This window comes from Methylobacterium sp. CM6246, assembly GCF_054818005.1.
The window spans coordinates 5563615-5589704 of sequence record NZ_JBTXKY010000001.1 but is presented as its reverse complement, the minus strand read 5'-3'; the positions used below and the strand labels follow the sequence as shown (position 1 = coordinate 5589704).

Here is a 26090-nt window from a genome sequence, read left to right as displayed (position 1 = left end):
GGCCCGATAAGGTTGGATCCGCGACACCCCGATGGCCGGAGCGTCGCGAGGTCCGGAAGGCTTACACCGCGGCGGCGGCCTCGACGAAGCCGCGAGCCTGCGAGACCCACGAGTCGCGATCGATGCGGCCGTTAAGCTTCAGGTCGGAATCGACCTTAGCGACCTCCTCGGGCGCCATCGCGGCGATCTGCCAGTAGTGGTAGATGCCGGCATCGTTGAGCTTCTGGACGATCTGCGGACCGGCGCCGTGGAGCTTGGTCAGGTCGTCCGGCGCGCCGCGCGGGGCGGCGAGCAGCTCGAAATGCTCGGTGGTCTCGGCGAGCATCGCCACGTCGGCCGGATCGAGCGCGTCGGACTCGACCGAGACGGCGGCGGCGTCGTTGGCCGGCAGCTCCTCGGCCTGCGGCTCCTCGGAGGCGCCCAGATCGACGCCCGACGACCCTTGGGCCCGCGAGATGCCGTCGATGGCGGCCTTCGCGATCAGGTCGCAGTAAAGCGCGATGGCGCGGCCGGCGTCGTCGTTGGCCGGAACGATGTGGGTGATGCCGTCCGGGTTGCAATTGGTGTCGACGATCGCGGCCACCGGGATCCCGAGGCGGTTGGCCTCCTTGATCGCCAGCTGCTCCTTGTTGGTGTCGATCACGAACAGCAGGTCCGGCACGCCGCCCATGTCCTTGATGCCGCCCAGTGCCTTCTCCAGCTTGTCCTTCTCACGGGACAGCATCAGGCGCTCCTTCTTGGTCAGGCCCGGGCCGCCGGTCTCGAGCGTCTCGGTGACCTTGCGCAGGCGCGAGATCGAGCCCGAGATGGTCTTCCAGTTGGTGAGCATGCCGCCCAGCCAGCGGGAGTTCACATAGTACTGGGCCGAGCGCTTGGCGGCGTCCGCGATCGTGTCAGCGGCCTGGCGCTTGGTGCCGACGAACAGCACCCGGCCGCCCTTGGCCACGGTGTCGCTCACCGCCTGAAGCGCGGTATGCAGCGCCGGCACGGTCTGGGCCAGGTCGATGATGTGGATGTTGTTGCGGGTGCCGAAAATGTACGGCTGCATCTTCGGGTTCCAGCGGTGCGACTGGTGACCGAAATGGGCGCCCGCCTCGAGCAGCTGACGCATAGAGAAATCGACGGCCATATCTTTTTACTCTCCGGTTGGATCCGCCGCGGAGGGATGCAGCCGCCCGAAAGATTCGGTCGGCCACCGGAAGACGCCTCATTCAGGCATGAGGCCGGCTCCGCGTGTGGGATGGGCGGGCGCTTAGCAGAGGACGGGGCTCGATGCAAGGATTCGGGTGACGCGCAGGGAGCGGCTCGAGGCGTTCGCAACCGGTCGCGCTCGGCTCTGACGATGCTCCGATGGCTGCCGTCGCATTCGCTATGCTGACGTTCGCCGGAGGCCGCTTCAAGGGGCGGCAAACACCGCCGCAACATCGGGCTCGTTCATCACCCGATACCCCCCGGCCGGAAGGTCGGTCGGCAGGTCGAGCCCCCCGATTCGGTCCCGATGCAACGCCACGACATGATTGCCGATCGCCGCGAACATCCGGCGGACCTGGTGGTAACGGCCCTCGGTCAGCGTGACCGCGCAGTGGGCCGGATCTTCCACCTCCAACTGCACCGGCAGCAACGGCCGGTCCTCACCCTCCAGCATCAGCGTGCCGGACGCGAAGGTGGCCGCTTCGGTCCCGTCGAGTGGCCGGTCCAGGGTGACCCGGTAGCGCTTCGCCACGTTCGCCTTGGGGGCGATGATCCGATGCAGCAATGCGCCGTCATCGGTGAGCAGCAGCAGGCCCGAGGTCTCCTTGTCGAGGCGCCCCACCGTCGAGAGCGGCGGGTCGCGCCGCCGCCAGCGCTCCGGCAGCAGCCCGTAGACCAGCGGGCCGGCCTCCTTGTGCGAGCAGGTCACGCCCAGCGGTTTGTGCAGCATCAGGCACAGCCCCGGCAACGGATCGACCGGTGCGCGGTCGATGGTCAGCCGCTGCGGGAGGTCCGGATCGAGGGCGATCCGGTCACCGGCATCCGCCACCTCCGCGCCGTCCAGCAGGATCGCGCCGCCCCGCGCCAGATTCTGGATCTCGCGGCGCGATCCGTAGCCGAGGTTGGCGAGCAGCTTGTCGAGCCGGACGGACTTCGTCGCCTTCATCGGCGCGCCTCGTAGACCCGGTAGCCGCCGGCCTGCACCGTGACCGCGACGTCGCGGAAGGCCGCCCCCAGGGCGGTCTCGTACGGGAGGTGCGCGTTGGCCACGAGCCACAGCGTGCCGCCCTTCCGCAACGCCTCGGCGGCCCGGGCGATGAACGTCCGGCCGAGCGCCTGGTCCTCGGTGCCGCCATCGTGGAACGGCGGATTCATGACGACGAAATCGAGGCTCCCCGGTACCGTGCCGCCAGCCCGGATGTCGGCCCAGACGATCGTGGCGCGCGGGTCGGCGACGTTGCGATGCGCCATGTCTACGGCGCGACGATCGACCTCGACCAGCGTCAGCGCCGTGACGGCGGGCGAACCCAGGATTACCCGGGACAGGATCCCGAGGCCGCAGCCGAGATCGGCGCCCCGTCCCTTCATCGCCGGAAGGTTGGCCAGGAGCAGCGCCGTGCCGGGATCGAGCCGATCCCAGGAGAAGATGCCCGGCTGCGTGCACAAGGCCAGGTTGTCGACGTGGCGCGGCCCGCCCTCGTCGATCGCGGCCGCGAGCCCGGCCGGTTCCGGCGGCCGCACCAGCGTGCAGATCCGGTGGTGGCGGCGCGGCTCGTCGGCCGCTTGGCATTCGAATGCGGCCAACTCCTTGGCCAGCCGGGCACCACCCCGGTCCTTCGGGGCGAGCGCCATCATCCGGCCGCCGGGCACGAGGGCCCGCAACGTATGGGCGAGGACGTAGCGCCGCTCGATAGTGCCGGGCGGTGCCAGCACGGTCGCGGCGTCGAGGCTGCCCTCGGACAGATCTTCGAGCCGGGCAGAGCCGGGGATCAGGGGGGACAGCTGGACGGCGTCACCGGGGACCTCGGCGAGGTCAACCGGCGGCAGGCCGTAGACGGCGTGGCGCATGAATGATTCAGGATCTGGAGAGCTGGCATCGGAACGCGAATCCACGGCGGAGCGGGAAACCCGCGCCCGACTCGGATCATCCGGGGGGAACGATGCCTGTTACACTGGAATGGGCCCGGAAGCCCAGCCTCAGGATCCGCGCACCTCGCCGTCCGATCCCGACCGAGCCTCCAACCGGCAACCGGTGCGTGTGTGCAAACTGACGCGGCCACAGCCGTTCACGAAACCCCGGATCCGGGTCTATCGTGTCCGCCATGAACGTTCCGATCGATCCGCGCCCGTCCCTGCAGCATCCGGACGACGATCCCTATCTCTGGCTGGAGGAGATCGACGGGCCGGAGGCGCTGGCCTGGGTCGAGGGGCGCAACACCGAGACCCTCGCCCGCTACGGCGATGCCGCCTTCGCCCGGGACCGCGACATCGCGCGTGTAATCCTCGATCGGCCGGATCGGATCCCGCTGGTCTCGCGGCGCGGCGGACAGCTGTACAATGTCTGGAAGGATGCCGAGCATCCGCGCGGTCTGTGGCGGCGCACCGACGAGGCGAGCTTCCGGACCGGGGTGCCGGACTGGGACATCCTGATCGATCTCGACGCCCTGGCCGTCGCGGAGGGCGAAGATTGGGTCTGGGCCGGATCGTCGATCCTGAAGGACGGCCATGATCGCGCCCTGCTCTCCCTCAGCCGGGGCGGCGGCGATGCGAAGGTCGTGCGCGAATTCGACCTGACGGCCCGCCGCTTCGTGGCCGACGGCTTCGTCCTGCCCGAGGCGAAGGGCGGCGCTGCCTGGCTCGACCGCGATACGCTGCTGGTGTCGAGCGCCTACGGCGACGGAATGGCCACACGTGCGGGCTACCCGCGCACCATTCGGATAGTATCGCGCGGCTCGGATCCACAGGCCGCCGCGGTGCTGTTCGACGTGCCCGAGACCAGCATGGCCGCATGGGCCTCGGTCGATCGGGAGACGGGCGTCGAGCGGCTCGTCTTCATCGAGCAGGTCGGCTTCTTCGATACGAAGATCCACTTGGGCGACCGGACTGGCCCGCGCACGGAGCTCGACCTGCCCTCCGACGCGGATGTGCAGATCGACCGGGATTACCTCGCCGTGCGACCGCGCCGGCCCTGGCCCGTGGACGGCGTAGAGCACGCGACCGATACCGTGCTGGCGCTGCCGCTCTCCGGGTTCCTGGCCGGACGCCGCGACTTCGCGGTGCTGTGGCAACCGGACGAGCGCCGCGCGCTCCAGGACGTGTTCTGGTCGGCGGGGCGCCTGTTCGTGCATGCGCTCGACGATCTGCGCCCGACCTACACGGTTTGCACGCCGGGGGACGATACCTGGACGACGCAGCCGTTGGAGGGGCTGCCGGCGCTCGGCAGCGTCAATGTCTGGCCCCTCGACGGCGATCCCGAGGAGGCGGACGGCACGCTGCTGGCGCTGGTGCACGACCCCGTGACGCCCGCGACGCTCCTCATCATCGCGCCGGATCTCGGAGCACCCGCGGTCTTACGCGCAACGCCGCCGGCCTTCGACGCGCGTGGATTGCGCGTGACCCGGCATGAGGCGATCTCGGCCGACGGAACGCGCGTTCCCTATGTTCAGACCGGCCCGGAGGGCCAGACCGGCGAGGCCCCGGTGCACATGACCGCCTACGGCGGTTTCCGGATCCCGCTGCTGCCGAGCTACGCGCCGGTTCTCGGGAAGCTCTGGATGGAGCGGGGCGGTACGAACGTCGTCGCCAATATCCGCGGCGGCGGCGAGTTCGGGACGCGCTGGCACGGTGCCGGCCGCCGCGAGGGCAAGGCCCGGGCGCATGACGACTTCGCAGCGGTCGCGGCCGACCTCGTCGCGCGCGGCGTGACGCGGCCGGGCCGGATCGCCGCGGAGGGCGGATCGAACGGCGGCCTGCTCATCGCCAACATGCTGACCCGCTATCCGGAGCGGTTCGGGGCCCTGTTCTGCACGATCCCGCTGATCGACATGCGCCGCTACACCAAGCTCCTGGCCGGGGCGAGCTGGATCGCCGAATACGGCGATCCGGACGACCCGCAGGACTGGGCGTTCATCCGTGCGATCTCGGCCTACCATGCGGCTGAAGCAGACCGGCCCTACCCGCCGATCCTGCTGGCTACGAGCCGCCGTGACGACCGCGTGCATCCGGGCCACGCACGCAAGATGGCCCGGAAGCTGAACGCGCTGGGCTATGACGCGGCCTTCTACGAGCCGGCCTCGGGCGGACACGGCTACGGCAAGGACAATGCCGAGGCGGCGGCCTTCCTGGCGCTGGGCCTGACCTTCCTGCGCCGGTCGATCGGCTGGTCCGAACCGGACGCCTGACGAACGCGAGACCCCTGAATGTCTCAGGGGCTCAGCCGCCGAACCCCGCCAAAGGGCCTCGCCCCTTGATACCCGGTTCAGCCGCGCGGGAATTCGAGACCCATCTCGCGGTAGCGGGCCGGGTCGTCGGCCCAGTTCTCCCGGACCTTCACGTGCAGGAACAGGTGGACCATCGTGTCCGCCGCCTCGGCGATTTCGATGCGGGCCGCCTGGCCGATCGCCTTGATGGTCTGGCCGCCCTTGCCCAGGACGATCGAGCGCTGGCTCTCGCGCTCGACGAAGATCGTCTGCTCGATCCGCACCGACCCATCCGGCCGGATCTGCCACTGGTCGGTCTCGACCGTGGACCGGTATGGCAATTCCTCGTGCAGCCGGTCGTAGATCTTCTCCCGGGTGATCTCGGCGGCGAGCATGCGCAGCGGCGCGTCCGAGACCTGATCCTCCGGATAGAGCCACGGACCCGATGGCATCCGGGCGGCGAGCGCCCGACGGAGATCGCCGACGCCATCGCCCTTGAGCGCTGAGATCATGAAGGTCTCGGCAAAGGGAGAGGCCGCATTGAGCTTGGCGGCGAGATCGAGCAGCCGCTCGCGCGGGATCAGGTCGATCTTGTTGAGGATCAGCATCTTCTCGCGCTTCACCCCGCCCAGTCGGCTCAGGATCGCCTCGACCTCGTCGTCCAGGCCCTTGCGGGCGTCAACCAGCAGGCACACCGCATCCGCGTCGGCGGCGCCGCTCCAGGCCGAATGCACCATCGCCCTGTCGAGCCGACGCTTCGGCGCGAAGATGCCGGGGGTGTCGACCAGGATGACCTGGGCTGATCCCTCGATCAAGATGCCGCGCACCAGCGCCCGGGTCGTCTGCACCTTGCGTGAGACGATCGAGACCTTCGTGCCGACCAGGTTGTTGAGGAGCGTCGACTTGCCGGCATTCGGCACGCCGATGAGCGCGACGAAGCCCGCCCGGGCATCGGCGGGCGTGCCCGGGAGCGCCGAGGGGGCCTTCGGTGCCGAGCCCTCGGCCGGGCCGTCATCCTGTGCGTCGTCGTGATCGTGATCGGTCATGCTGTCTCCGTCGGTCCCGCCTCGGGGACGGTACCGATACCCTCGCGCTCCATCAGCGCGCGGGCGGCCTCCTGCTCGGCGACACGCTTCGAGGTGCCCTCGCCGTGTCCCGGCTCGAGCCCCTCGACCTGTACGGCAATGCGGAACCGGGGCGCATGATCCGGGCCGGTGCGCTCGACCACCGCGTAAATGGGGATCGGCAGGCTCCGGCCCATTGCCCATTCCTGCAAGGCGGATTTCGCGTCGCGGCCGCGATGGGCCGACAGGGGCTCGGTCGGGTGGAAATGCGCCTCGACGATCAGGCGCGCCGCGTCGAAGCCGGCATCGAGGTAGACCGCCCCGAGGATCGCCTCGCACACGTCGGCCAGGATCGTCTGGTTGCGGCGACCGCCGCCCATCACCTCGCCCTGGCCGAGGATCAGGTGCGGCCCGACCTCCCAGGAGGCCGCCACCGCCGCGCAGGTCTCCCGGCGCACGAGGCCGGCCAGGCGACGCGACAGGTCACCCTCGTCGGCGTCCGGAAAGGCGGCATAGAGCCGGTCCGCCACCGCCAGCCCGAGCACGCGGTCGCCGAGGAATTCCAGGCGCTGGTAGCTGCCGCCGCGTCCGATGGCCTTGCTGGTATGGGTCAGGGCCCGGGTCAGCAGGTTCTGATCGGCGAAGGTGTGGCCGATCCGCTCCTCCAGGACGCCGAGCGGCGGCCTGGGCTTGTGGGAACGCCGCGCCCGGGAAGACGGTCGGGCCTGTCCAGCCTCGTCCAAGTCCGGGCCGTTCAATGGATGGTCGAGAACAGGCGCGACCAGCGCACGTGGGCCGGCCAGTTCCAGAGCTGCCAGGCCGGGGTGCCCTCGTCGATCGAGAAGAAGATCATCTCGGCGCGCCCGACCAGGTTGGCGAAGGGCACGTAGCCGACGCTGGCGAGATCCCGCGAATCGGTGGAATTGTCCCGGTTGTCGCCCATCATGAAGAAATGACCGCTCGGCACGGTGTAGAGTTCGGTCTTGTCCCAGAACCCGTTGTCGCCGTCCCGCTCGATCACCCGGTGGACGACGCCGTTCGGCAGCGTCTCGAGGTATTGGGGCACCTTGGTCGCCTGGCCGTAGGGATCGGTCGTCTCGTAATCCGCGATCCGCTCGCGCTTGACCGCCTTGCCGTTGATGTTGAGCACGCCGTCGATCATCTGGATCTTGTCGCCCGGCAGCCCGATCACGCGCTTGATGTAATCGGTTGCATTGTCCTTGGGCAGCTTGAACACCGCGATGTCGCCGCGCTTCGGCTCGGCCGCCCAGACGCGCCCATCCGCCTGAATCGGAATGTATTCCGACAGCGGAAGCGAGTACTTCGAGTACCCGTAGGAGTACTTGGATACGAACAAGTAATCGCCGATCAGCAGCGTCGGCACCAGCGAGCCCGACGGGATGTTGAACGGCTGGAAAAGCAGCGTGCGCACCACGAGGGCGATCAGCAGCGCCTGGACGCCGACCTTCAGCGTCTCGCGGATGCTGGCCCAGGTGCCGGTCTCGACCGGTTTCGTCAGCGGCTTGCCGTCGTGATCCACGCGTGCGCGTTCCATCTTCAGACTCAGATTCCGTCGCCGGAGCACGCCCCGGCTCTTCCGTTATCGTACGATGGTCCCGGAAAGCCTGCTTCCGCAATCCCGCATCATACGCCCGCCGCCAGCAGGGCACGGCCCCGCCGCTCGCGGCGGATCAGCGGTTGTCCCGAGGAATGCGCCGCAATCGTGTCCGCTGCGTGCGGCGGTCTAGACCAAGCGCGAGCCCCCCGCAACGCGCGAGGGGTGCGGGGTAATCCGCCATCCCGAATCTTAACCGGATGACGAAGTCGGCAGCGCCTCGATGATCACGAAGGCTTGAGCCATCGGCGGGTCGTCCGTCAGGCTGACGTGCAGGCGGCCCTCATGCCCCGCGGGCAGCAGTTCGGAGAGGCGTGCGGCGGCGGCGCCGGAGAGCCGCAGGGTGGGCTGGCCGGAGGGCAGGTTCACCACCTCCATGTCGCGCCAGAACACGCCGGCGCTAAGGCCCGTCCCCAGGGCCTTGGCACACGCCTCCTTGGCGGCGAATCGCCTGGCATAGCCGGGCGCCCGCGCGGCGCGGCGATCGCAGCGCGCCCGCTCCCCGTCCGTGAACACCCGGTGTGTGAAGCGATCGCCGTGCCGCTCCAGCGTCCGGGCGATCCGGTCGATGTCGCAGAGATCCGAGCCGATGCCGATGATCATGCGCGCCGGCCACGATCCATCGCGGCCCGCATGTTCCGGACAGCCTGGGCGAGCCCTACGAAGATCGCGTCGGCGATCAGCGCATGGCCGATATTCAGCTCCCGGATCTGCGGCAGCGCCGCCACCGGGCCGACGCTGTCGACCGTGAGCCCGTGGCCGGCATGGATCTCAAGGCCGAGGCCGGCGCCGTGCTGGGCGGCCCGCGTGATCCGGGCCAGCTCGTGGGCGATGCGCCCGTCGTCCCCCGCCACGGCGGCCTCGCAGTAGCTGCCGGTGTGCAGCTCGACGACCGGAGCGCCGAGCGCGGCGGCCGCCTCCATGATCGCCGGTTCGGGCTCTACGAACAGCGACACCCGGATGCCGGCCTCGGCGAGGGCCCGGATGCGGGGGGCGAGATGAGCGCGGCCGCCGACGATGTCGAGGCCGCCCTCGGTGGTGCGCTCCGCACGTTTCTCCGGCACCAGGCAGGCGGCGTGGGGCCGGGTCGCCAGGGCGATCGCCACCATCTCGTCGGTCGCGGCCATCTCGAAGTTCAGCGGCACCGTGAGGTCGCGCTTCAGCGCGGCGATGTCGGCGTCCCGGATGTGGCGGCGGTCCTCGCGCAGATGCGCGGTGATCCCGTCCGCTCCGGCCTCGACCGCCAGGAGGGCCGCGCGAACGGGATCGGGATACTGCTCGCCGCGTGCATTGCGCACGGTGGCGACGTGGTCGATGTTGACGCCGAGGCGCTGCTTCTCGAAGGTCGTGTTCTCGGACGTCATGGGCTCATCGGTCCCGGGGCCGGCCTGCTCCGGCAGGCGCCCTCGAAGCGCCGATATGCTGGCGGCGCGCCCCATCGGCAAGACGGACTGGCACGTTGGCCGAGCGGACGCGTTCGGACCTGCCGCCCTTGCCAGTGCGGGAAAAAACCAGTATGCGCCGCCCCTCGCGTTCGCTCCGGCCGGGGGCTGAACGGACGGTGCCGCTCGCGGCATAGGGTCTTGAACGACCCGTCGTCCGGTGTCTCCGCCTTCGATCAACCGCTCGGGCCTGAAAATCGGCTCGAAGGGCTTGGCGCCGAGCGTATCGCGAAATGAACCGGCCCGAACCAGCTGCCTTCGGGCGGCCGGGCTCCTTTTGACACTGAAAGGCCCGAATATGCCTCTCTACGAGCACGTGCTCTTGGCCCGGCAGGACGTGACGTCCCAGCAGGTCGAGACGATGATCGACACCTACAAGGGTGTGATCGAGCAGAACGGTGGCCGCCTCGAGAAGATCGAGATGTGGGGCGTGAAGTCCCTGGCCTACCGCATCAAGAAGAACCGCAAGGCGCATTTCGCGCTCCTCAACATCGACGCCCCGCCGGCTGCCATTGCCGAGATGGAGCGCCAGATGCAGATCTCCGAGGACGTGCTGCGCTTCATGACCGTCCGGGTCGAGGATCTCGATTCCGAGCCGTCCGCGATGATGCAGAAGCGCGACCGCGACGACCGCAAGGATCGCGAGCGCGGCCGGCGTCGTGACGATGACGGCTTCGGCGGTGGTGGCGGCGGCGGCTTCGGCGGCGGCGACCGTCCGGACCGTGGCGATCGCGGTGGCGATCGTCCCGAGCGTACGTTTGGCGGGGAGGCCTAAGCCATGGCATTTGGTGCTGGTGCGGGTGCTGGCGGCGGACGCCGTCCCTTCTTCCGTCGTCGTAAGACCTGTCCGTTCTCCGGCGCGAACGCGCCGAAGATCGACTACAAGGACGTCAAGCTGCTATCCCGCTACGTGTCGGAGCGCGGCAAGATCGTGCCGTCGCGCATCACTGCGGTGTCGGCCAAGAAGCAGCGCGAGCTCGCCCAGGCGATCAAGCGCGCCCGCTTCCTCGGCCTGCTGCCCTACGTGATCAAGTAGGCTGATTCGACCGTCCGGCCCGGGCTAGACCCGGGCCGGTCCTCACAGAGCGATCTGGCATCGCTCGATCGTTGGGGCGCAGTGTCGCCTCTAACCCTGCCTTGATGGCAGCGGGACAGCGGAATCCATGGCACAACATATCGGCATCGGTATCGGCGCGGGCCTCGTCTCCGCACTCCTGTTCGGAGTGTTGTTGAAGGCGACCCCGCTGGCGATCGTGCTCTACCTCGTGGCGCCGCTGCCGATCCTGATCGTCGGCCTGGGCTGGAGCCACAAGGCGGCGTTGGCCGCCGCAGCGGCCGGCAGCCTGGCGCTGGCCCTGGTGATCGCGCCCTTCATGGGCCTCGCCTACGCCGCCTACATCGCCCTTCCGGCCTGGTGGCTCGCTTATCTGACCCTGCTCGGCCGCGAGACGTCTTCCGGCCTCGAATGGTACCCCACCGGCCGCCTGCTCGGCTGGACCGCCGCCACCGCGGCGCTGGCGTTCATCGCCATTGCGGTTCTGTCCTCGCCGAACCACGCGGCCTTCGACGCGCAACTGCGCGGGCTCGCCCGTACGCTGGTCCAGGTCCGCGATCCCGCTGCCCGTCCGACGCCGGACCGTCGTGCCGAGGTGCCCCAGCCGGAGGTGACCGAGTCCGGTTCGGACCCCGCGTCGGACACGGAGCAAGCACCCAAGGCCGGCGCCGACGAGGCCGAGGTGACCCGGACCGAGGTCGCGGACGCGCTCGCGCGCGTCGTCCCGGCCTTCGCGGCCAACGGTCTGGCTTTGCTCCTCACCTTCTATCTCTGGGCCTCGGCCAGGATCGTGAAGATCTCCGGCCGGCTGCCGCGGCCCTGGCCGGACCTGCCGGCGACCGCAATGCCGCGCACCACCCTGGTGACCCTGGCCGCGGCCGTGCTGATGTGCTTCGCCCCCGGCTACGTCGGCGTGTTCGGCGTGGCGCTCGTGGGGGCGTTCAGCGCGGCTTTCGCGCTCCAGGGTCTCGCGGCGTTCCACGACCGCTCGCGCGGCCGGCCCGGTCGCGGGCTGATGCTGTTCGGCATGTACCTCATCCTGTTCGTGACCCAGGGTGTGGCCCTGGTGGCACTCACCCTGTTCGGCTTGGCCGACACCGCCCTCGATCGCCGACGTCCCAAGGACAACCCGGCGCCGTGAGTCCCCGGCCCGCGAGGCCGACCAACTGAAGGAGAAAAACGATGGAAGTGATCCTGCTCGAGCGCGTGGCCAAGCTTGGCCAGATGGGCGAGACCGTGAACGTCCGCCCGGGCTTCGCCCGCAACTTCCTGCTCGCCCGCGGCAAGGCCCTGCGCGCGACGGAATCCAACAAGAAGCACTTCGAGTCGCAGCGCGCCCAGCTCGAGGCCCGCAACCTCGACCGCAAGAAGGACGCCGAGGCCGTCGCCGAGAAGCTGAACGGCCAGAGCTTCATCCTGATCCGCCAGTCGGGCGAGACCGGCGTGCTCTACGGCTCCGTCTCCACCCGCGATCTCGCCGAGGTGGTGGCCAAGGACGGCTTCACGGTCGATCGCGGCCAGTTCATCCTGAACCAGCCGATCAAGACCCTCGGCCTGCATAACGTCCCGGTGGTCCTGCACCCCGAGGTCGATGTCCAGGTCACGGTCAACGTCGCCCGCAGCCCCGAGGAGGCCGAGCGTCAGGCCCGCGGCGAGTCGGTCACCGAGCGCGAGGCGTTCAACCTCGACGACCTCGGCCTAGAGGTCGGCATGGCGTTGGCCGATGCCGGCGAAGGTGCCGACGACCGCGGCTGATTCTCTCGGGACGACCGGTTTTCGCCGCTCCGCAAGGGCCCTCCGGGTCGCGCGGGGCGGCGCAGGCCGGAGCCCTGTATACCGGTGAAGACTGGGGATCGGTCCCTCCGAGACTTGACACGTTCCAGTTTTGTTCCAGCATGGACGCCCGCCCCTCGCGAGAGTCGGCGGGCGTCCGTTCGTCCGGGCCGGGGCCGGACGAACCGGCCGTCGGCTAGGCTTCAGTAACCATACTGAGGCCAAGGTCGCGCGGTGTGATCCTGGTGCGCCCGCCGCGGCGCCTGAATTCGGAGTCGTCCGCCGATGGCCCTGCCCAATGCGCTCACGGCCAAGCTGGAAGCGGTCCAGGCCGAGTACCGCGTCGCCCCGCACAACATCGATGCGGAGCAGGCGCTGCTCGGCGCCATTCTGGTGAACAACGACGCCTATTACCGGGTGTCGGACTTCCTGCTGGCCGAGCACTTCATGGAGGATGCCCACCAGCAGATTTTTTCCGTGGCGGCGTCCCTGATCCGGGCCGGCAAGCTCGCCACGCCCATCACTATGAAGACCTATCTGGGCGACGCCGATTTCGGCGGCCAGACGGTGATGCAGTACCTCGCTCGGCTTGCCGCCGACGCGACTACGGTGATCAACGCCGGCGCCTACGGCCGCACGATCTACGACCTCGCCATCCGCCGTCGCCTGATCACCATCGGCGAGGATCTGGTGAACGGGGCCTACGAAGCTCCGGTCGAGCAGGCGCCCCGCGACCAGATCGAGGAGACCGAGCGGCGCCTCTACGAGCTCGCCGAGGCCGGCAAGTACGATGGCGGCTTCCAGAAGTTCTCCGACGCGCTCACCGCCGCGGTCGACATGGCCGCGAAGGCCTACCAGCGGGACGGCAAGCTCTCGGGCATCGCCACCGGCCTGTCCGACCTCGACGCCAAGATGGGCGGCCTGCAATCCTCCGACTTGATCATCCTCGCGGGCCGCCCGGCCATGGGCAAGACCTCGCTGGTGACCAACATCGCCTTCAATATCGCCAAGGCGTATCGCGGCGAGAAGCAGGCGGACGGCACGATGCAGACCGTCAACGGCGGGATCGTGGGGTTCTTCTCCCTTGAAATGTCAGCCGAGCAGCTCGCCACCCGCATCATCGCCGAGCAATCGGGCGTGCCGTCCTACAAGATCCGCCGCGGCGACATCCGGCCGGAGGATTTCTACAAGATCACCGACGCCGCGCGGGATATGCAGACGATCCCGTTCTACATCGATCAGACCGGCGGCATCTCGATCGCCCAGCTCGCTGCCCGCGCCCGGCGCCTCAAGCGCCAGAAGGGGCTGGACTTGCTGATCGTCGACTACCTGCAGCTGCTCTCCGGCTCCGGCAAGCGCAGCGACAACCGCGTGCAGGAGATGACCGAGATCACCACCGGCATGAAGGCGCTGGCGAAGGAGCTGGCTGTGCCGATCATCGGGCTGTCGCAGCTCTCGCGTCAGGTCGAGAACCGCGACGACAAGCGCCCGCAGCTCTCGGATCTGCGTGAATCGGGCTCGATCGAGCAGGACGCCGACGTGGTGATGTTCGTGTTCCGCGAGGAATACTACGTCAACAACAAGAAGCCGCGGGAGGGCACGGAGGAGTTCTTCGCCTGGGAGGCAGAGATGAACCGCGTCCACGGCAAGGCCGAGGTGATCCTGGGCAAGCAGCGCCACGGTCCGACCGGGACGGTGGAGCTGCAGTTCGACGCGAACATCACCCGGTTCTCGAACCTCGCCCAGAGCGAGCGGCTGCCCGAGCAGATGTGATAGAGACTCGTCCCGAAAGGCGGCTGCCGAATTTCGGGAAAAGGTCACACGGATCAAAAGGCTACCGCATCTTGTGGGTTCTGATACCCGGCATGATGCGGTCGTGTGGCGATGACCGTGTGAACGGGCGGCTGCGAGGATGTGGTCGTGACAGATCCGAACCGGGCGCCGCAGAAGCTGTAGCCGGCGCGGTACGAGGACGATGTCTATGCCTGGACGCAGGAGCAGGTGCATCTCCTTCAGGCGGGTGCTTGGGCGCGTCTCGCCATCGAACATCTTGGGGACGAGATTGCCGAAGTGGGCCGCAGCGAACGCCACGTGCTGACGAGCGCCGTCTGCGTGATCCTGCTTCACCTACCGACGTGGGATCATCAGCCCACGCGGCGGAGCCGCAGCTGGATGACGTCGATACCGACGCAGCGCAGCTTAGTGGCGGAGCGTCTTGAGGACAGCCGAAGCCTCAAGTCGCAGATCCAGGCGTTCATGAATCGGGCCTATCATCGCGCGCGGATCGAGGTGGCAGGGGAGACTGGGCTTGATGAGGGCGCCTCCCCGCCGTTCTGCCCCTACGACTTTACCGCGATCATGACCCGGCCGATTCCCTGGCTGCCGGACGACGGCGAGCCCCGATCGACGCGCAGGTAGGGTCGCCCCCGGCGGTCTGCGGTCGCTGCGAACCATCGCCGGATCCGGCCGTTGAGCGGAAGACGAATGTCCCGCCGCCGCAGGATCGACGATGACCGAGCCGACCCCTCCCAAGATGCCGTATTGGCACGTCTATACCGACGGGGAGGGGGTGAGCCGCCAGGAGCTCTTTTCCATCGAGCGCTTCACGTTCGAAGGGATCAACCCCGAGACCGCGCCGCAATGGAACGACAAGATGGACCCGGCGCCGTCGGTGGTGACCTTCACGGTGCTGCCGGTGGGTTGGGTCGGCGAGTGGCATGAGAACCCCCGACCGCAATGGATCGCGATCCTGTCTGGCCGCTGGTTCGTGGAGACCATGGACGGCCACCGGGTCGAGATGGGCCCGGGCGAGCTGATGATGGGCGAGGACCAGAACACCAGGGTCCGCGATGGTAAGAAGGGCCACCTCTCGGGCACCGTCGGCGACGAGCCCTGTACCATGATCGTGACGGGGCTCCAGGTTGAGCCGACCGTCAACCAGCCCGGCCGCTTCAAGTAGGGCCCGCGGCATGGACGGCTTCGAGCTGACGCAGCCGCGCTTCAAGGCGTATGTGCTGCCGAACGCGCCACTGGAAAAGCTCGCCGACGGCTTTCGCTGGACCGAAGGCCCTGTCTATTTCGGCGACCGCAACGAGTTGCTGTTCTCGGATCTTCCCAACAACCGGGTGATGCGCTGGACGGATCAGGCCGGGCTGAGCGTCTATCGCGAGGGAAGCGACTTCGAGAACGGCCACACCCGGGATCGCCAGGGGCGGCTTCTGTCCTGCTCGCATCGCGGCCGGCGGATCCACCGGACCGAACTCGACGGCCGCATCACCAGCCTGGTCGAGCATTATCAGGGGCGGCGGCTCAACTCGCCCAACGACATCGTCTGCAAGTCCGACGGCACGATCTGGTTCTCGGATCCGCCCTACGGCATCCAGACCGATTACGAAGGCGGCAAGCAGGAAGCCGAGCTTCCTGCTTGCCTCTACCGGTTCGACCCCCGCGACGGGTCGCTGCGCGTGGTCGCAGACGACTTCCAGGGTCCGAACGGCCTGTGTTTCTCCCCCGACGAGCGTAAGCTGTACGTTGTCGAGACCGGGCTGCAATTCGCAACGGACCCGATCCAGCACGTGCGCGTGTTCGACGTCGCCGAAGATGGCGGCCTGTCCGGTGGGGCGATGTTCTGCAAGATCGCGCCCGGCAATGCCGACGGGATCCGCTGCGACGAGCATGGCAATGTGTGGTCCAGTGCCGGCGATGGCGTACACTGCATCGACCCCGGCGGCGAATTGATCGGCAAGATCCTGGTGCCGACGACGGTCGCGAACCTCACCTTCGGTGGCCGCAACGACAGCCGCCTGTTCCTATGCGCCTCGCATACGCTGTACGCGATCTACACCAACGTGCGCGGGGCGCGGCTGCTATGAGCGGCGTCCGGGCCATCGTCGGCTTCGGCCGCACCGTGGCGGACCTCGCCGTCACGGAGGCCTTTTATCGCGACGGTCTCGGCTTCGAGCGGATCGCTCCGCCGGAACCGGTGCCGACCGCCCAGGCCGAGGCGATGGGTCTGACGGGGCTGCAGGCCCGGCAGCTGCGCCTGCGTCTCGGCGGCCAGATGGTGACGTTCCTCACGGTCGAGCCCCCCGGCGCGGCTTACCCGGTCGATCCTGCGGCGACCGATCCGTTCTTCCAGCACCTCGCGATCCCGGTGCGCGACATCGATGCTGCGATGGCGCAGCTCGGCCGGGTCGAGACGACGCCGATCAGCCAGGGCCGCGCGCAGGTCCTCCCCGCGTCCTCGGGTGGCGTCACCGCGTACAAGTTCCGCGATCCGGACCGGCATCCTCTGGAACTGATCTTCTTCCCCGACGGGGAGCCGGCCGCGCGCTGGCGGGCCGCGCCGGGCCTGTTCCTCGGGATCGACCATTCGGCGATTACCGTCGCCGATCTCGATCGGACGCTGTCGTTCCTCACCGGCGCCCTGAACCTGCACGTCGCGCAAACCGGCCTGAACCGGGGGCCCGAGCAGGCGCGGCTCGACGGCCTCGATGATCCCGTGGTCGACGTGATGGCGCTCACGCCGCCCGCACCCGCGCCGCACATGGAACTGCTGCACTACCGTCAGCCGGCCGGCTCGAAGCGGTCAAACACGGTGTTCGGCGCGGCCGACCGTGCCTCTACGCGATTCGTCTTTTCCGTGGCCGATATGGACGGGCTGCTCGAGGCACTCCGTGTCGCAGGGTTTGCACGTCGTTCGTCCGTGGATGGCGAGGCTGCCTATTGTGTGGGACCGGATGGCCATGGGTTCCTGTTCGTGAAGGCTTGAGCCCGCGGACGGACGCTGCGTGTTGCGCACTTGACGCGTCGCCCCTCCGGCGTCCAATCCGGCCGCCCCGGAGGTCAGACCGATGCCGTTCCTCGCACTGCCCTTTCCGGCCATCGATCCGGTGGCGCTCGCGATCGGGCCGATCACGATCAAATGGTACGCGCTTGCCTACATCGCCGGCCTGATCGGCGGGTGGTACTACGCGCGCCGCCTCGTGATGGCCGACAGCCTGTGGGGTGTGGTCAAACGCCCGCAGGTGGTCGACATCGACGACTTGGTCGTCTGGGTCGCGCTCGGCGTCGTGCTGGGGGGCCGGATCGGCTACGTGCTGTTCTACAATCTGCCGATGTACCTCGCCGACCCGATGGAGATCCTGGCGATCCGCAACGGCGGCATGTCGTTCCACGGTGGCTTCCTGGGCGCGATCCTGGCCTTCCTGCTGTTCGCTCGAGCCAAGAAGCTCAACGGCTACACCCTTCTCGACATCGGCGCCGTGGTCGTGCCGATCGGCCTGTTCTTCGGGCGGATCGCGAACTTCGTGAACGGCGAGTTGTGGGGCCGCGTCGCGCCCGACTTCGCTTACGCGATCGTGTTCCCCACCGGCGGGCCGCTTCCGCGCCATCCGAGCCAGCTCTACGAGGCGGCAACCGAAGGGCTGCTGCTGTTCATTGTCATGGCGTTGAGCGTCCGCCGGTTCGGCTTCCGCAAGCCCGGTCTGCTCGGCGGGATATTCGTGTTCGGCTACGCCCTGGCCCGGACGATCTGCGAGTTCTTCCGCGAGCCGGACCGGCAGCTCGGCTTCCTGTTCGGCGACCATCTCGGGCCGATGGGCGGCGGCGTGACCATGGGCATGCTGCTCTGCGTGCCGATGATGATCGTCGGCCTCACCTACATCGTTCTGGCGGCGACAGGGCGGACCCGTCCGCGCAACGCGGTGGCGGCGTCCGACCCACGGGAGGCGGCGCGCGAGGCGCCCGCGAAGGCGTGACGCCGCTCGGAGCCGAGATCGCGGCGCTGATCCGGCACGGCGGCCCGATCGGCGTCGACCGCTACATGGCCCTGTGCCTGGGACACCCGGTCCACGGCTATTACCGCACCCGCGATCCGCTTGGGGTGCAGGGTGACTTCACCACGGCGCCCGAGATCAGCCAGATGTTCGGCGAGCTGGTCGGCGCCTGGGTGGCCTACGTTCACGGGCGAATGGGGCGGCCGGACCCGCTCATTCTGGTGGAACTCGGCCCCGGTCGCGGCACGCTGATGGCCGACGCCCTGCGAGCCCTGAGGGTGGCGGCCCCGGGCGTGCGGGTGTCGCTTCACCTGGTCGAGACCAGTCCGGTCCTGCGGGACGTGCAGGCGCGCGCCCTGGCCGGAACGGATCCCACTTGGCACGCAGGCCTGGAGACTCTGCCCGAGGGTCCGGCGATTTTCATCGCCAACGAGTTCTTCGACTGCCTGCCGGTCTGCCAGTTCGAGCGCCGGCCGAGCGGTTGGCACGAGCGGCAGGTCGGCCTTGGGCCGGAAGGCGGGCTCGTCTTCGGGCTAGCCCCCGAGCCCGCGGTGGAGATCGAGGCCCCGGGCACGGAAGGCGCTCTGCTGAGCGTCCCCGGTGCCGGGCTCGCGCTGATGCGGACGCTGGCCCGCCGGCTGCGCGCGACCGGCGGCACGCTGCTGGCGATCGATTACGGCCATGTTCGGCCGGGCTTTGGTGATACCCTCCAGGCTCTCGCGGGGCACCGCTTCGCCGACCCGCTCGCGGCACCGGGCGAGGCGGATCTCACGCATCACGTTGATTTCGCGGCCCTGGCCCGGGCCGCCCGTGCCGAGGCGGCAACGATCCTCGGTCCGGTTGAGCAGCGGGAATTCCTTCTTGCCCTCGGTCTGCTGGAGCGCGCCGAGCGGCTGAAGGCGCGCGCCACGGCAGATCAAGTGCTTACGATCGATTCGGCCGTGGAACGGCTGACGGATGCTAGCCTGACCGGCATGGGCAGCCTGTTCAAGGTCCTGGCGGTAACCGACCAGGATCTCGGGCCGCTGCCCGGATTTCCCGAAGCCTGAGGCTTCGCGTCCGGACGGCGGCTGAGGATGTGGTCAGCCGAACGAGCCGAAACCTGCGTCGGATCCACTCGCGGCCCGCGGGGTGGGCGGTGCCGGCGGGTTCAGGTCAGACGGGTCGATGTCGCCGCGCTCGCGCACGACGGGATGCTCGGCGGTGCTGGGGCTCCGGTGTTCCGGAACCTCGGGCGCCCTGGTCTCGATCGGGGAGTCGTTCTCGGTCCGTCGTGACATTGCGATCCTTCTCGGAAGAATCCGGTACCCGGACTCATGCTGCAATGCAGCAAGAATCTGACGGTTCCACGACATCGTCAAGGGCCGGCCGTTCCGCTATCGAGCGCGGCAGCACAACCGCTAGGGAGCCGACCGTGACCGCAGGCATGTCCATCGAGGCGCCGGAACTTTCGTCGCATGCCGGTCTGCGCCATGCCTTCTTCACGCGGGCCGGCGGCGTCTCGGAGGGCGTCTACGCGTCGCTCAACGGCGGCCTCGGCTCGCACGACGCACCGGACCATGTGGCCGAGAACCGGACCCGGATGTGCGCCCAGTTGGGCCTGGCGTCGGACCGCCTCGTGAGCCTCTACCAGGTCCATTCTGCCGTGGTCGTCACCGTGGAGGCCCCGTTCCCGGCTGCGGACCGCCCAAAAGCCGACGCCATGGTGACGCGGGTCCCGGGCCTCGCCCTGGGCATTGCCACGGCCGATTGCGGCCCGATCCTGTTCGCCGATCCCGAGAACGGGGTGGTGGGCGCCGCCCATGCCGGCTGGAAGGGCGCGTTGACGGGGGTGATCGCCGCGACGGTGCAGGCCATGGAAGCCCTCGGTGCGCGGCGGCAGCAGATCGTAGCTGTACTCGGTCCGACGATCGGGCAAGCCTCCTATGAAGTCGGCCCGGACTTCATCGCGCGCTTCCGCGCCGAGGCTCCCGGCCAGGAGCGCTTCCTGGGGGCGGCGAATCGCGATGGGCATGCGCAGTTCGATCTTCCGGGCTTCATCCTGGCAAGACTCGGCGAGGCGGAGATCGGCGAGGCCGCGATGCTCGGCCTGTGTACCTACGCGGACCCGGAGCGCTTCTACAGCTATCGCCGGACCACGCATCGCGGAGAGGCGGATTACGGGCGGCTGATCTCCGCTATCGCACTGACCCCATGATGGTATCGGACGACGCCCAACGCCAGCGTGGACGTTGCGTCCAGGGGGGTGCGACACTTTGTCAAACGAAAATCGTGCGAAAAAGCGTGGCCATAAGCGAACCTTGACCATTCGAGCGCGTTTTGACCCACGAGGTGCCGGGGAAAAACGGCGGATTGCCAGAGGGGCCGCGATGAGCGGTCGGCGATACCGCCCGCGTAAAGCAGCCCTGGAACCGCTGGACGATTGTCAGATCCGCGTTCCGTATCGGTCCCGAGAGGCCGAAGCGGAGCAACCCGTGAGGACCAGAAGATGAAATCCCTGCTTCGCGCCACCACCGCCCTCGCGGGCGTCGCTCTCGCCGGCTCGGCCTTCGCCGCCGACCTGCCGCGCCGCGCCGCCCCGCCGCCGATCTTCACCCCGGTTCCCGTGTTCACCTGGACCGGCGCTTACTTCGGTATCAACGCCGGCTACGCCTTCGACGCCAGCAGCCGCTCCAACAACTCGGTCTTCGGCATCCCGGCCCCCTACGCCGCCGTCGGCACCACCGCCACCTTCCGCGACCGCAGCCAGGACGGCTTCTCGGGCGGCGCCCAGGTCGGCTACAACTATCAGTTCACCCCGGGTTCGGGCGTGGTCGTCGGCATCGAGGCCGACGCCCAGTACCTCGACTTCGGCCGCAACCGGAACAACGCCTTCATCAGCGGCGCCGTCGCCCCGGGCTACTACGTCACCGACCCGCGCGGCCTGTCGAGCCTCGACTATTTCGGCACCGTGCGCGGCCGCCTCGGCTACGCCTTCGACCGCACCCTCGTGTACGGCACCGGCGGCTTCGCCTACGGCTCGGGCAGCGCCGACCGCTCGTTCGGCGGCTACGCCGGCAACGACAGCTTCCGCACCGGCTACGCCGTCGGCGGCGGCATCGAGTACGCGCTCCCCACCGACTCGTTCCTGAACTTCTTCCGTTCGAGCGCCGTGACGCTCAAGGTCGAAGGCCTGTACGTCAACCTGGATCGCGGCAACCGCAACCAGGGTGCCCTGGTCGTCAACGCCGCCAACCTCGTCCCGGTGGCCTACAGCGCCATCGGTCGTCGCGACGACGAGTTCGCCGTCGTCCGCGCCGGCCTGAACTACAAGTTCGGCTCGTACTAAGATCTGAGTTCGGCGCGCTCCCCGCGCCGGCCTCGTGGGAACAGGTGAGAAAGCCCGGCCGAAAGGTCGGGCTTTCTTGCGTCGGGGGCCTGCACGCGCTGAGATGAAGTTTTCGCAACCGCCCCTGACAAAGCGTCACCGCACACCCATGTCCTCTGCGGCCGTGCGGCGCGTTCGAGCCCGCGGGTACGACTCGAGGAGGACGACTCCATGAATAGCGAAGAACGCGACGTCATCTCCGGTATCTTCCAGCGTCTGGAGCAGGCCCAGACCCAGCCCCGCGACGCGGAGGCCGAGCGCTTCATCGCCGACAAGCTCCGCACCCAGCCCTATGCTCCCTACGCAATGGCTCAGCTGATCTATGTGCAGGAAGAGGCGATCAAGAGCCTGAACCAGCAGCTCGAGCAGGCGCGCAGCCAGGCCGCTCCGGCTCAGTCCTCCGGCGGTGGCGGTTTCCTGTCGAGCATCTTCGGTGGCGGTGGCAGCCAGCGCCAGGAGCCGCAGCCCGGCTACGGGCAGCAGCAGCGGCCTGGCGGCCAGCCCTGGGGCGGCGCGCCCCAGGGCAATCCCCAGCAGGGCTATCCCCAGCAGGGTTACCCGCAGCAGCCGGGCTACCCGCCGCAGCAGCAGGGCGGTCCGTGGGGCGGGCAGCCTCAGGCAGCTCCGGCCCGGGGCGGTGGCTTCATGGCTACCGCGCTCCCGATGGCGGCCGGCGCGGCCGGCGGCATGCTGCTCGGCAGCGCGCTGTCGAACGCCTTCGCGGGTGGGCATTCGAGCCTCGGCAGCGCCGCGGCAGCAGGCCTTGGCGGTGGCGGTGAGACGGTCGTGAACAACTACTACGGCGACGGCGGCAACCAGGATCTCGGCTCGGCCCTCGACGGCGGCGGCGGTGGCGGCAGCGACTTCCAGGATGCCAGCTTCAGCGATCCCTCCGGTGATTTCGGCGGCGATCTCGGCGGTGGCGACGACAGCGACTGGACCTGATCGATCCAACCAGACCGAAACGAGGCCCGGTCGCGCCCATGCGCGGCCGGGTTTTTTCTTGCCGACTTGGACGACTATGCGAGGCGGCTACAGTTTCGAACGCACTGTCGACAAGGCGCCAATGGCCGAAGCTTCGATGTTCAGTCGTGTCGACTTCAGCGCGCGAGCTTGAGCCGATCCGACGCGGCCGGACTTTGTATCGTGGCCGGCGTCGCTCCGGGTTCCGGTCCTGAACTCTCCCAGTGGGCGAAGGCGACGCTGGCGAGAATGAGTGCGATGGCGACCGGGAACAGGAAGCGTGACATGGGCCGGAAACCGAGGTGTGGGGCCTCGGTTCCGGCGGTGCGGCTATCGGGCCGGAGCCGTGGTGCCTGTGCCAGCTCCGACGCCCGGCCGCGCGGTGCCGGTGCCCGGCACAGTCGCCGCACCCGCCGCGCCCGTTGTGGTGCCGGTGGTCGCGGCAGGTGCGCCCTCGTTCATCTTCTGGCTGTTGCTCTTGACCGAACCGGGATTGTTCATGTTGCCGGTCGCACTGCCGCCGCCGGCGGGCTGCTGGGCATAGGCGGTACCGGTCAGGGCGACGGCGAGCGCGGCCGCGAAGCCGTAAGTCTTGATGCGCATGTGCGTTTCCTCGGTTCGGCCCGTCTTCGGGCTCCTAAGACAACGCGGCCGGACCCGGTCTGTTCGCTGGGGATGTGACTTCACCTGAGGCGGAGCAAAGGAGCGGCGTGGTCAGCGGCTCGGCGGATCGATCCACACCCGCGGGCCCGGGACCGCGGGATGGGCCGGGGCCTCGCTTTTCCGGGCCGGCCGAATCGGGGCAGCGTCGGCCTTGGTCGCCGGCGTGATCGATCCGGTCGTCAGTGGATCGGCCCAGGACGATGCGAGTTCGGCGACCTGCAAGGGCGGCGCCGGCAAGTTGCTCTGATACCCCGCCACGATGGCAGCTAGCCCGGTGCCGACCAGGACGAGGGCCAGCCCGTCGATGATCCTATGGCCCAGTCTCGGCATATCACCCACGCGTGTTGAGGAGCCTCCTGGCTACGACCGTAGGCTTAACGAACTGTGCCCTGATCCGGCGGATCGGCACGGGCCTGCGCAACGATCCGGGTCGCCGGGCGCTTACCGCGACACGATCCGATGAGAGGCGACATCCGTGGAAGCCAGTGACCTGAAGCAGCACCCGCCCTTCCGGGTGATCACGTCTCGCGATGGCCATGAGGTCATCTCCGAGGATGTCGAGACTGAAATCGCCGCGCGGACCCGGTTCGCGTCGGCGATCGACCTGTGCAAGACCCGGGACGACGCGCATTCCCACCGCGTCACTCTGCAATCCGCCGGCGCGACGATCGCGGTCTGGCCTGAAGCCTGCGCGTGATCGAGAGAATTGGCCATGCGTGATTTGTTGCCGAGGGCCTCGAGCCTTGGGGCTCTGCTCATCGCGCGCAAGCAGACGCTGGCGGTCGCCGAGTCGTCCTCCGGGGGGCTCGTCGCGGCGGCGCTCCTGTCGGTGCCTGGCGCCAGCGCGTATTTCCTCGGTGGCGCCATCGTCTACACGGCCGAGGCCCGCGCCTGCCTGCTCGGCATCGACGCCGCTGCGATGGCCGGCCTGCGCTCGGCCTCCGAAGGCTATGCCGCACTCCTGGCCCGAACGGTCCGGGAACGGCACGGCGCGACCTGGGGTATCGCCGAGACCGGCGCCGCCGGCCCAAGCGGCAACCGCTACGGCGATGCGGCCGGGCACACCTGCCTGGCGGTCAGCGGACCGGTCACGCTGGTGTCCACGATCGAGACCGGCGGCGCGGACCGGGTCGCGAACATGCGGGCCTTCGCTGGCGGCCTCCTCGATCTGCTGGACCGGGTTCTCACGGAGGAGCGCTGACCGGCGCGGGGCGTCGGCGGGCCGGAACGGGCCTGTCGGCCCGACGTTCCGCCTTGTCGAACCGGCCTCGCTCCAGGAGATCCACGTGCCTCAGAGATACCCGCTTTGGTTGTGGGTCGTGCGCCATGGCGAAAGCTCCGGGAACGTCGCCCGCGACGCAGCCCAGGCTGCGGGCGCCGCGCGCATCGACATTCCGGAGCGCGACGTGGACGTGCCGCTCAGTGCGCTCGGCCATTCTCAGGCGGAGGCTCTGGGGCGCTGGTTCGCCAGCCTCCCCGACGACGAGCGCCCGAACCTCGTCCTCGCCTCGCCGTACCGGCGCGCGGTCGAGACGGCCGAGGGGATCTGCAGGGCGGGCGGCGTCGCATCGGCGACGCCGCGGCTCCTCGTGGACGAGCGGCTGCGCGAGAAAGAGTTCGGCATCCTCGACCGGCTGACGCGGATCGGGATCGAGAGACACCATCCCGAGCAGGCCGAACTGCGCCGCGATCTCGGCAAGTTCTACCATCGCCCGCCGGGCGGCGAGAGCTGGTGCGACGTGATCCTGCGCTTGCGCAGCGCCCTGGACACGGTCGGCCTGCACCATGATGGGCGCCGGATCCTCCTGGTCGCCCACCAAGTGGTTGTGCTGTGTCTGCGCTACCTGTTGGAGGAGATGACCGAGGCCGAGATCCTGGCGATCGACGCCCGGGGGGACGTGCCGAATTGCGGCGTGACCGAGTATGCATTCTCGGCCTCCGCGGCACCCGGCGGCGGGCTTGTGCAGATCCGCTACAACTTCGTCGCACCCCTTGAGGCGGAAGGCGCTCCCGTTACCTCCGAACCCGGTGCCGACGCGACTGCGACGTAACTCGTGCACGGCGGCAGCCTGAGCGCCCGGGGGAAACCATGAGCACCGTCACGCCGGTCACCGAGCACATCCTCCGCAGCATGGCCCCGCCCGAGCCGGACGGCGACAGCAAGGACGGACGTGGCCGCGTCCTCATTGTGGCCGGATGTACGGGCCTGCCCGGCGCGGTGCTGCTGGCGGCCCATGCGGCACTCCGGGTCGGCGCCGGAAAGCTGCAACTTGCGGTCTGCCAGGACCTGGCGATCCCGATCGGGATCGCGGTGCCGGAGGCGCTGGTCGTCGGGCTCAAGCAGACCGAGGACGGTGGCATCGACCGATCCTGCGCCGAGGCGCTCGCGAAGCGGGCGGCCCGCGTCGATGCGGTTTTGGTCGGACCCGGCATGTCCGAGGATGCCCACGCAGAGGGCGTCACCGAGGCTCTGGTCCGCGGAGCCGCCGAGGCCGCGCTCGTCCTCGATGCCGGCGCCCTTGCCGCGTTGCGTGCCGTCCCCGACCTGACGCGGAGACTGACCAAGCCGGCGATCATCACCCCGCATGCCGGCGAGATGGCGCAACTCCTCGATGAGGATCGTGCGGCGATCGAGGCGGATCCATTGGCAGCGGCCCGACGCGCGACCGAGCGCTTTGGCACGGTCACGGTCATGAAGGGTGGCCGAACCCATGTGGTCGCCCCGGATGGCCGCGCCTGGTGCTACGAAGTCGGCCATGTCGGGTTAGCCACGTCGGGCTCCGGCGACACGCTCGCGGGCCTCGTCGTCGGCCTGCTGGCCCGCGGTGCCGAGCCGGAGGCGGCCGCCCTTTGGAGTGTGTACGCCCACGGCGAGGCCGGGCGCCGGCTCGCGCGCCGCTACGGCGGCATCGGGTTCATGGCCCGCGAGATCCCGGGGGAGATCCCTTGCATCCTGGCCGAGGTCATGACGTAGCGGCTTGC

General features: G+C 69.0%; 30 protein-coding genes and 1 pseudogene. 19 read left to right on the top strand and 12 right to left on the bottom strand.

Annotated elements, in window-relative coordinates; genetic code table 11:
- Nucleotides 1–61 precede the first annotated feature (61 nt).
- From ACYQPG_RS27015 to ACYQPG_RS27005, 3 genes are all read right to left on the bottom strand, one after another.
- Complete coding sequence (locus tag ACYQPG_RS27015) at nucleotides 62–1129, bottom strand: 30S ribosomal protein S2 (protein WP_419830691.1); 1068 nt, start codon at nucleotides 1127–1129, stop codon at nucleotides 62–64.
- Between the two features lie 267 nt (nucleotides 1130–1396).
- On the bottom strand, nucleotides 1397–2137 hold the full coding sequence (locus tag ACYQPG_RS27010; protein WP_419830690.1) for a pseudouridine synthase: 741 nt from the start codon (nucleotides 2135–2137) through the stop codon (nucleotides 1397–1399).
- Nucleotides 2134–3039 carry a class I SAM-dependent methyltransferase gene (locus ACYQPG_RS27005; protein ID WP_419830689.1) on the bottom strand — a complete coding sequence of 302 codons (906 nt, stop codon included), beginning with the start codon at nucleotides 3037–3039 and terminating at the stop codon, nucleotides 2134–2136. The genes ACYQPG_RS27010 and ACYQPG_RS27005 overlap by 4 nt, the downstream gene beginning before the upstream one ends.
- Before the next feature lie 254 nt (nucleotides 3040–3293).
- On the opposite strand from ACYQPG_RS27005, the gene ACYQPG_RS27000 reads away from it, so the two are divergent.
- Nucleotides 3294–5372: a prolyl oligopeptidase family serine peptidase gene (locus tag ACYQPG_RS27000; protein ID WP_419830688.1), complete on the top strand. Its 2079-nt coding sequence runs from the start codon at nucleotides 3294–3296 to the stop codon at nucleotides 5370–5372.
- 77 nt (nucleotides 5373–5449) lie between these two features.
- Here the strand turns inward: ACYQPG_RS27000 and era are convergent, their stop codons facing one another.
- The 5 genes from era to ACYQPG_RS26975 form a co-directional block, all read right to left on the bottom strand.
- Nucleotides 5450–6436, bottom strand: a complete 987-nt coding sequence (gene era, locus ACYQPG_RS26995; RefSeq protein WP_419830687.1) for a GTPase Era — start codon at nucleotides 6434–6436, stop codon at nucleotides 5450–5452.
- Nucleotides 6433–7212, bottom strand: coding sequence for a ribonuclease III (gene rnc, locus ACYQPG_RS26990; protein ID WP_419830686.1), 780 nt, complete (start codon nucleotides 7210–7212; stop codon nucleotides 6433–6435). Before rnc ends, era begins: the two co-directional genes overlap by 4 nt.
- On the bottom strand, nucleotides 7209–8009 hold the full coding sequence (lepB, locus tag ACYQPG_RS26985) for a signal peptidase I (RefSeq protein WP_147853668.1): 801 nt from the start codon (nucleotides 8007–8009) through the stop codon (nucleotides 7209–7211). The genes rnc and lepB overlap by 4 nt, the downstream gene beginning before the upstream one ends.
- A gap of 252 nt (nucleotides 8010–8261) precedes the next feature.
- A complete protein-coding gene (gene acpS, locus ACYQPG_RS26980; RefSeq protein WP_419830685.1) occupies nucleotides 8262–8672 on the bottom strand; it encodes a holo-ACP synthase in 411 nt (136 codons plus the stop codon).
- Entirely contained in the window at nucleotides 8669–9433 is a 765-nt protein-coding gene (locus ACYQPG_RS26975; protein ID WP_419830684.1) for a pyridoxine 5'-phosphate synthase, read from the bottom strand. The genes acpS and ACYQPG_RS26975 overlap by 4 nt, the downstream gene beginning before the upstream one ends.
- A 376-nt stretch (nucleotides 9434–9809) precedes the next feature.
- Between ACYQPG_RS26975 and rpsF the strand changes: the two genes are divergently transcribed.
- The 11 genes and pseudogenes from rpsF to ACYQPG_RS26920 all read left to right on the top strand — a co-directional run bounded on the left by rpsF (nucleotide 9810) and on the right by ACYQPG_RS26920 (nucleotide 19164).
- Complete coding sequence (rpsF, locus tag ACYQPG_RS26970) at nucleotides 9810–10286, top strand: 30S ribosomal protein S6 (RefSeq protein ID WP_147853665.1); 477 nt, start codon at nucleotides 9810–9812, stop codon at nucleotides 10284–10286.
- Between the two features lie 3 nt (nucleotides 10287–10289).
- On the top strand, nucleotides 10290–10547 hold the full coding sequence (gene rpsR, locus ACYQPG_RS26965; RefSeq protein WP_091712669.1) for a 30S ribosomal protein S18: 258 nt from the start codon (nucleotides 10290–10292) through the stop codon (nucleotides 10545–10547).
- Nucleotides 10548–10674: 127 nt separating this feature from the next.
- Nucleotides 10675–11706 (top strand): DUF2232 domain-containing protein, encoded by a 1032-nt coding sequence (locus ACYQPG_RS26960; protein ID WP_147939150.1) that lies wholly within the window; start codon nucleotides 10675–10677, stop codon nucleotides 11704–11706.
- Nucleotides 11707–11747: 41 nt separating this feature from the next.
- Nucleotides 11748–12320 carry a 50S ribosomal protein L9 gene (gene rplI / locus ACYQPG_RS26955; RefSeq protein ID WP_147908117.1) on the top strand — a complete coding sequence of 191 codons (573 nt, stop codon included), beginning with the start codon at nucleotides 11748–11750 and terminating at the stop codon, nucleotides 12318–12320.
- 303 nt (nucleotides 12321–12623) lie between these two features.
- Nucleotides 12624–14111: a replicative DNA helicase gene (locus ACYQPG_RS26950; RefSeq protein ID WP_147853662.1), complete on the top strand. Its 1488-nt coding sequence runs from the start codon at nucleotides 12624–12626 to the stop codon at nucleotides 14109–14111.
- A gap of 204 nt (nucleotides 14112–14315) precedes the next feature.
- Nucleotides 14316–14756: pseudogene (locus ACYQPG_RS26945) on the top strand (DUF29 domain-containing protein); the annotation flags it as partial.
- 91 nt (nucleotides 14757–14847) lie between these two features.
- On the top strand, nucleotides 14848–15297 hold the full coding sequence (locus tag ACYQPG_RS26940) for a cupin domain-containing protein (protein ID WP_147908115.1): 450 nt from the start codon (nucleotides 14848–14850) through the stop codon (nucleotides 15295–15297).
- A 10-nt stretch (nucleotides 15298–15307) separates the two neighbouring features.
- Nucleotides 15308–16210, top strand: coding sequence for an SMP-30/gluconolactonase/LRE family protein (locus tag ACYQPG_RS26935; protein ID WP_147939152.1), 903 nt, complete (start codon nucleotides 15308–15310; stop codon nucleotides 16208–16210).
- Nucleotides 16207–17109 (top strand): VOC family protein, encoded by a 903-nt coding sequence (locus ACYQPG_RS26930; protein ID WP_461232092.1) that lies wholly within the window; start codon nucleotides 16207–16209, stop codon nucleotides 17107–17109. Before ACYQPG_RS26935 ends, ACYQPG_RS26930 begins: the two co-directional genes overlap by 4 nt.
- Before the next feature lie 82 nt (nucleotides 17110–17191).
- The gene (lgt, locus tag ACYQPG_RS26925; RefSeq protein WP_147908112.1) at nucleotides 17192–18097 is read left to right on the top strand and encodes a prolipoprotein diacylglyceryl transferase; all 906 of its coding nucleotides are present in this window, start codon (nucleotides 17192–17194) and stop codon (nucleotides 18095–18097) included.
- Complete coding sequence (locus ACYQPG_RS26920) at nucleotides 18094–19164, top strand: class I SAM-dependent methyltransferase (RefSeq protein WP_461232091.1); 1071 nt, start codon at nucleotides 18094–18096, stop codon at nucleotides 19162–19164. The genes lgt and ACYQPG_RS26920 overlap by 4 nt, the downstream gene beginning before the upstream one ends.
- A 33-nt stretch (nucleotides 19165–19197) precedes the next feature.
- Here ACYQPG_RS26920 and ACYQPG_RS26915 read toward each other — a convergent pair whose 3' ends face one another.
- Nucleotides 19198–19395 carry a fibronectin-attachment protein (FAP) gene (locus ACYQPG_RS26915; protein ID WP_147908110.1) on the bottom strand — a complete coding sequence of 66 codons (198 nt, stop codon included), beginning with the start codon at nucleotides 19393–19395 and terminating at the stop codon, nucleotides 19198–19200.
- Nucleotides 19396–19541: 146 nt separating this feature from the next.
- Here ACYQPG_RS26915 and pgeF point away from each other — a divergent pair, with 146 nt between their 5' ends.
- The 3 genes from pgeF (at nucleotide 19542) to ACYQPG_RS26900 (ending at nucleotide 22427) form a co-directional block, all read left to right on the top strand.
- Nucleotides 19542–20312 carry a peptidoglycan editing factor PgeF gene (gene pgeF, locus ACYQPG_RS26910; RefSeq protein ID WP_419831093.1) on the top strand — a complete coding sequence of 257 codons (771 nt, stop codon included), beginning with the start codon at nucleotides 19542–19544 and terminating at the stop codon, nucleotides 20310–20312.
- 291 nt (nucleotides 20313–20603) lie between these two features.
- Nucleotides 20604–21443: an outer membrane protein gene (locus tag ACYQPG_RS26905; protein ID WP_147939155.1), complete on the top strand. Its 840-nt coding sequence runs from the start codon at nucleotides 20604–20606 to the stop codon at nucleotides 21441–21443.
- A gap of 210 nt (nucleotides 21444–21653) precedes the next feature.
- Nucleotides 21654–22427 carry a DUF2076 domain-containing protein gene (locus ACYQPG_RS26900; protein ID WP_419830680.1) on the top strand — a complete coding sequence of 258 codons (774 nt, stop codon included), beginning with the start codon at nucleotides 21654–21656 and terminating at the stop codon, nucleotides 22425–22427.
- Nucleotides 22428–22582: 155 nt separating this feature from the next.
- On the opposite strand, the gene ACYQPG_RS26895 is transcribed toward ACYQPG_RS26900, so the two are convergent.
- The 3 genes from ACYQPG_RS26895 to ACYQPG_RS26885 form a co-directional block, all read right to left on the bottom strand.
- Nucleotides 22583–22732 carry a hypothetical protein gene (locus tag ACYQPG_RS26895; protein WP_461232090.1) on the bottom strand — a complete coding sequence of 50 codons (150 nt, stop codon included), beginning with the start codon at nucleotides 22730–22732 and terminating at the stop codon, nucleotides 22583–22585.
- Between the two features lie 43 nt (nucleotides 22733–22775).
- Nucleotides 22776–23048: a hypothetical protein gene (locus ACYQPG_RS26890; protein ID WP_246692687.1), complete on the bottom strand. Its 273-nt coding sequence runs from the start codon at nucleotides 23046–23048 to the stop codon at nucleotides 22776–22778.
- A 111-nt stretch (nucleotides 23049–23159) separates the two neighbouring features.
- Nucleotides 23160–23438 carry a hypothetical protein gene (locus ACYQPG_RS26885; protein WP_246692688.1) on the bottom strand — a complete coding sequence of 93 codons (279 nt, stop codon included), beginning with the start codon at nucleotides 23436–23438 and terminating at the stop codon, nucleotides 23160–23162.
- Nucleotides 23439–23583: 145 nt separating this feature from the next.
- Here ACYQPG_RS26885 and ACYQPG_RS26880 point away from each other — a divergent pair, with 145 nt between their 5' ends.
- The 4 genes from ACYQPG_RS26880 (at nucleotide 23584) to ACYQPG_RS26865 (ending at nucleotide 26082) form a co-directional block, all read left to right on the top strand.
- Complete coding sequence (locus ACYQPG_RS26880) at nucleotides 23584–23805, top strand: hypothetical protein (protein WP_147939158.1); 222 nt, start codon at nucleotides 23584–23586, stop codon at nucleotides 23803–23805.
- A 15-nt stretch (nucleotides 23806–23820) separates the two neighbouring features.
- A complete protein-coding gene (locus ACYQPG_RS26875; RefSeq protein WP_147939159.1) occupies nucleotides 23821–24309 on the top strand; it encodes a CinA family protein in 489 nt (162 codons plus the stop codon).
- Between the two features lie 85 nt (nucleotides 24310–24394).
- Nucleotides 24395–25159: a histidine phosphatase family protein gene (locus ACYQPG_RS26870; protein ID WP_461232089.1), complete on the top strand. Its 765-nt coding sequence runs from the start codon at nucleotides 24395–24397 to the stop codon at nucleotides 25157–25159.
- 38 nt (nucleotides 25160–25197) lie between these two features.
- Nucleotides 25198–26082 carry an NAD(P)H-hydrate dehydratase gene (locus tag ACYQPG_RS26865; protein WP_461232088.1) on the top strand — a complete coding sequence of 295 codons (885 nt, stop codon included), beginning with the start codon at nucleotides 25198–25200 and terminating at the stop codon, nucleotides 26080–26082.
- Nucleotides 26083–26090: the final 8 nt, after the last annotated feature.

What these genes read in the sequence shown, in the direction of transcription:
- rplI (WP_147908117.1), top strand. Translation starts at nt 11,748, where the DNA reads ATGGAAGTGATCCTGCTCGAGCGCGTGGCCAAGCTTGGCCAGATGGGC.
- pgeF (WP_419831093.1), top strand. Translation starts at nt 19,542, where the DNA reads ATGTCCATCGAGGCGCCGGAACTTTCGTCGCATGCCGGTCTGCGCCAT.
- lgt (WP_147908112.1), top strand. Translation starts at nt 17,192, where the DNA reads ATGCCGTTCCTCGCACTGCCCTTTCCGGCCATCGATCCGGTGGCGCTC.
- ACYQPG_RS26930 (WP_461232092.1), top strand. Translation starts at nt 16,207, where the DNA reads ATGAGCGGCGTCCGGGCCATCGTCGGCTTCGGCCGCACCGTGGCGGAC.
- ACYQPG_RS26905 (WP_147939155.1), top strand. Translation starts at nt 20,604, where the DNA reads ATGAAATCCCTGCTTCGCGCCACCACCGCCCTCGCGGGCGTCGCTCTC.
- ACYQPG_RS26865 (WP_461232088.1), top strand. Translation starts at nt 25,198, where the DNA reads ATGAGCACCGTCACGCCGGTCACCGAGCACATCCTCCGCAGCATGGCC.
- ACYQPG_RS26875 (WP_147939159.1), top strand. Translation starts at nt 23,821, where the DNA reads ATGCGTGATTTGTTGCCGAGGGCCTCGAGCCTTGGGGCTCTGCTCATC.
- rpsF (WP_147853665.1), top strand. Translation starts at nt 9,810, where the DNA reads ATGCCTCTCTACGAGCACGTGCTCTTGGCCCGGCAGGACGTGACGTCC.
- ACYQPG_RS26900 (WP_419830680.1), top strand. Translation starts at nt 21,654, where the DNA reads ATGAATAGCGAAGAACGCGACGTCATCTCCGGTATCTTCCAGCGTCTG.
- acpS (WP_419830685.1), bottom strand. Translation starts at nt 8,672, where the DNA reads ATGATCATCGGCATCGGCTCGGATCTCTGCGACATCGACCGGATCGCC.
- ACYQPG_RS27005 (WP_419830689.1), bottom strand. Translation starts at nt 3,039, where the DNA reads ATGCGCCACGCCGTCTACGGCCTGCCGCCGGTTGACCTCGCCGAGGTC.
- ACYQPG_RS26885 (WP_246692688.1), bottom strand. Translation starts at nt 23,438, where the DNA reads ATGCCGAGACTGGGCCATAGGATCATCGACGGGCTGGCCCTCGTCCTG.
- ACYQPG_RS27015 (WP_419830691.1), bottom strand. Translation starts at nt 1,129, where the DNA reads ATGGCCGTCGATTTCTCTATGCGTCAGCTGCTCGAGGCGGGCGCCCAT.
- era (WP_419830687.1), bottom strand. Translation starts at nt 6,436, where the DNA reads ATGACCGATCACGATCACGACGACGCACAGGATGACGGCCCGGCCGAG.
- ACYQPG_RS26950 (WP_147853662.1), top strand. Translation starts at nt 12,624, where the DNA reads ATGGCCCTGCCCAATGCGCTCACGGCCAAGCTGGAAGCGGTCCAGGCC.
- ACYQPG_RS26890 (WP_246692687.1), bottom strand. Translation starts at nt 23,048, where the DNA reads ATGCGCATCAAGACTTACGGCTTCGCGGCCGCGCTCGCCGTCGCCCTG.
- lepB (WP_147853668.1), bottom strand. Translation starts at nt 8,009, where the DNA reads ATGGAACGCGCACGCGTGGATCACGACGGCAAGCCGCTGACGAAACCG.
- ACYQPG_RS26935 (WP_147939152.1), top strand. Translation starts at nt 15,308, where the DNA reads ATGGACGGCTTCGAGCTGACGCAGCCGCGCTTCAAGGCGTATGTGCTG.
- ACYQPG_RS26895 (WP_461232090.1), bottom strand. Translation starts at nt 22,732, where the DNA reads ATGTCACGCTTCCTGTTCCCGGTCGCCATCGCACTCATTCTCGCCAGC.
- ACYQPG_RS26975 (WP_419830684.1), bottom strand. Translation starts at nt 9,433, where the DNA reads ATGACGTCCGAGAACACGACCTTCGAGAAGCAGCGCCTCGGCGTCAAC.
- ACYQPG_RS26960 (WP_147939150.1), top strand. Translation starts at nt 10,675, where the DNA reads ATGGCACAACATATCGGCATCGGTATCGGCGCGGGCCTCGTCTCCGCA.
- ACYQPG_RS27000 (WP_419830688.1), top strand. Translation starts at nt 3,294, where the DNA reads ATGAACGTTCCGATCGATCCGCGCCCGTCCCTGCAGCATCCGGACGAC.
- ACYQPG_RS26915 (WP_147908110.1), bottom strand. Translation starts at nt 19,395, where the DNA reads ATGTCACGACGGACCGAGAACGACTCCCCGATCGAGACCAGGGCGCCC.
- rpsR (WP_091712669.1), top strand. Translation starts at nt 10,290, where the DNA reads ATGGCATTTGGTGCTGGTGCGGGTGCTGGCGGCGGACGCCGTCCCTTC.
- ACYQPG_RS27010 (WP_419830690.1), bottom strand. Translation starts at nt 2,137, where the DNA reads ATGAAGGCGACGAAGTCCGTCCGGCTCGACAAGCTGCTCGCCAACCTC.
- ACYQPG_RS26940 (WP_147908115.1), top strand. Translation starts at nt 14,848, where the DNA reads ATGACCGAGCCGACCCCTCCCAAGATGCCGTATTGGCACGTCTATACC.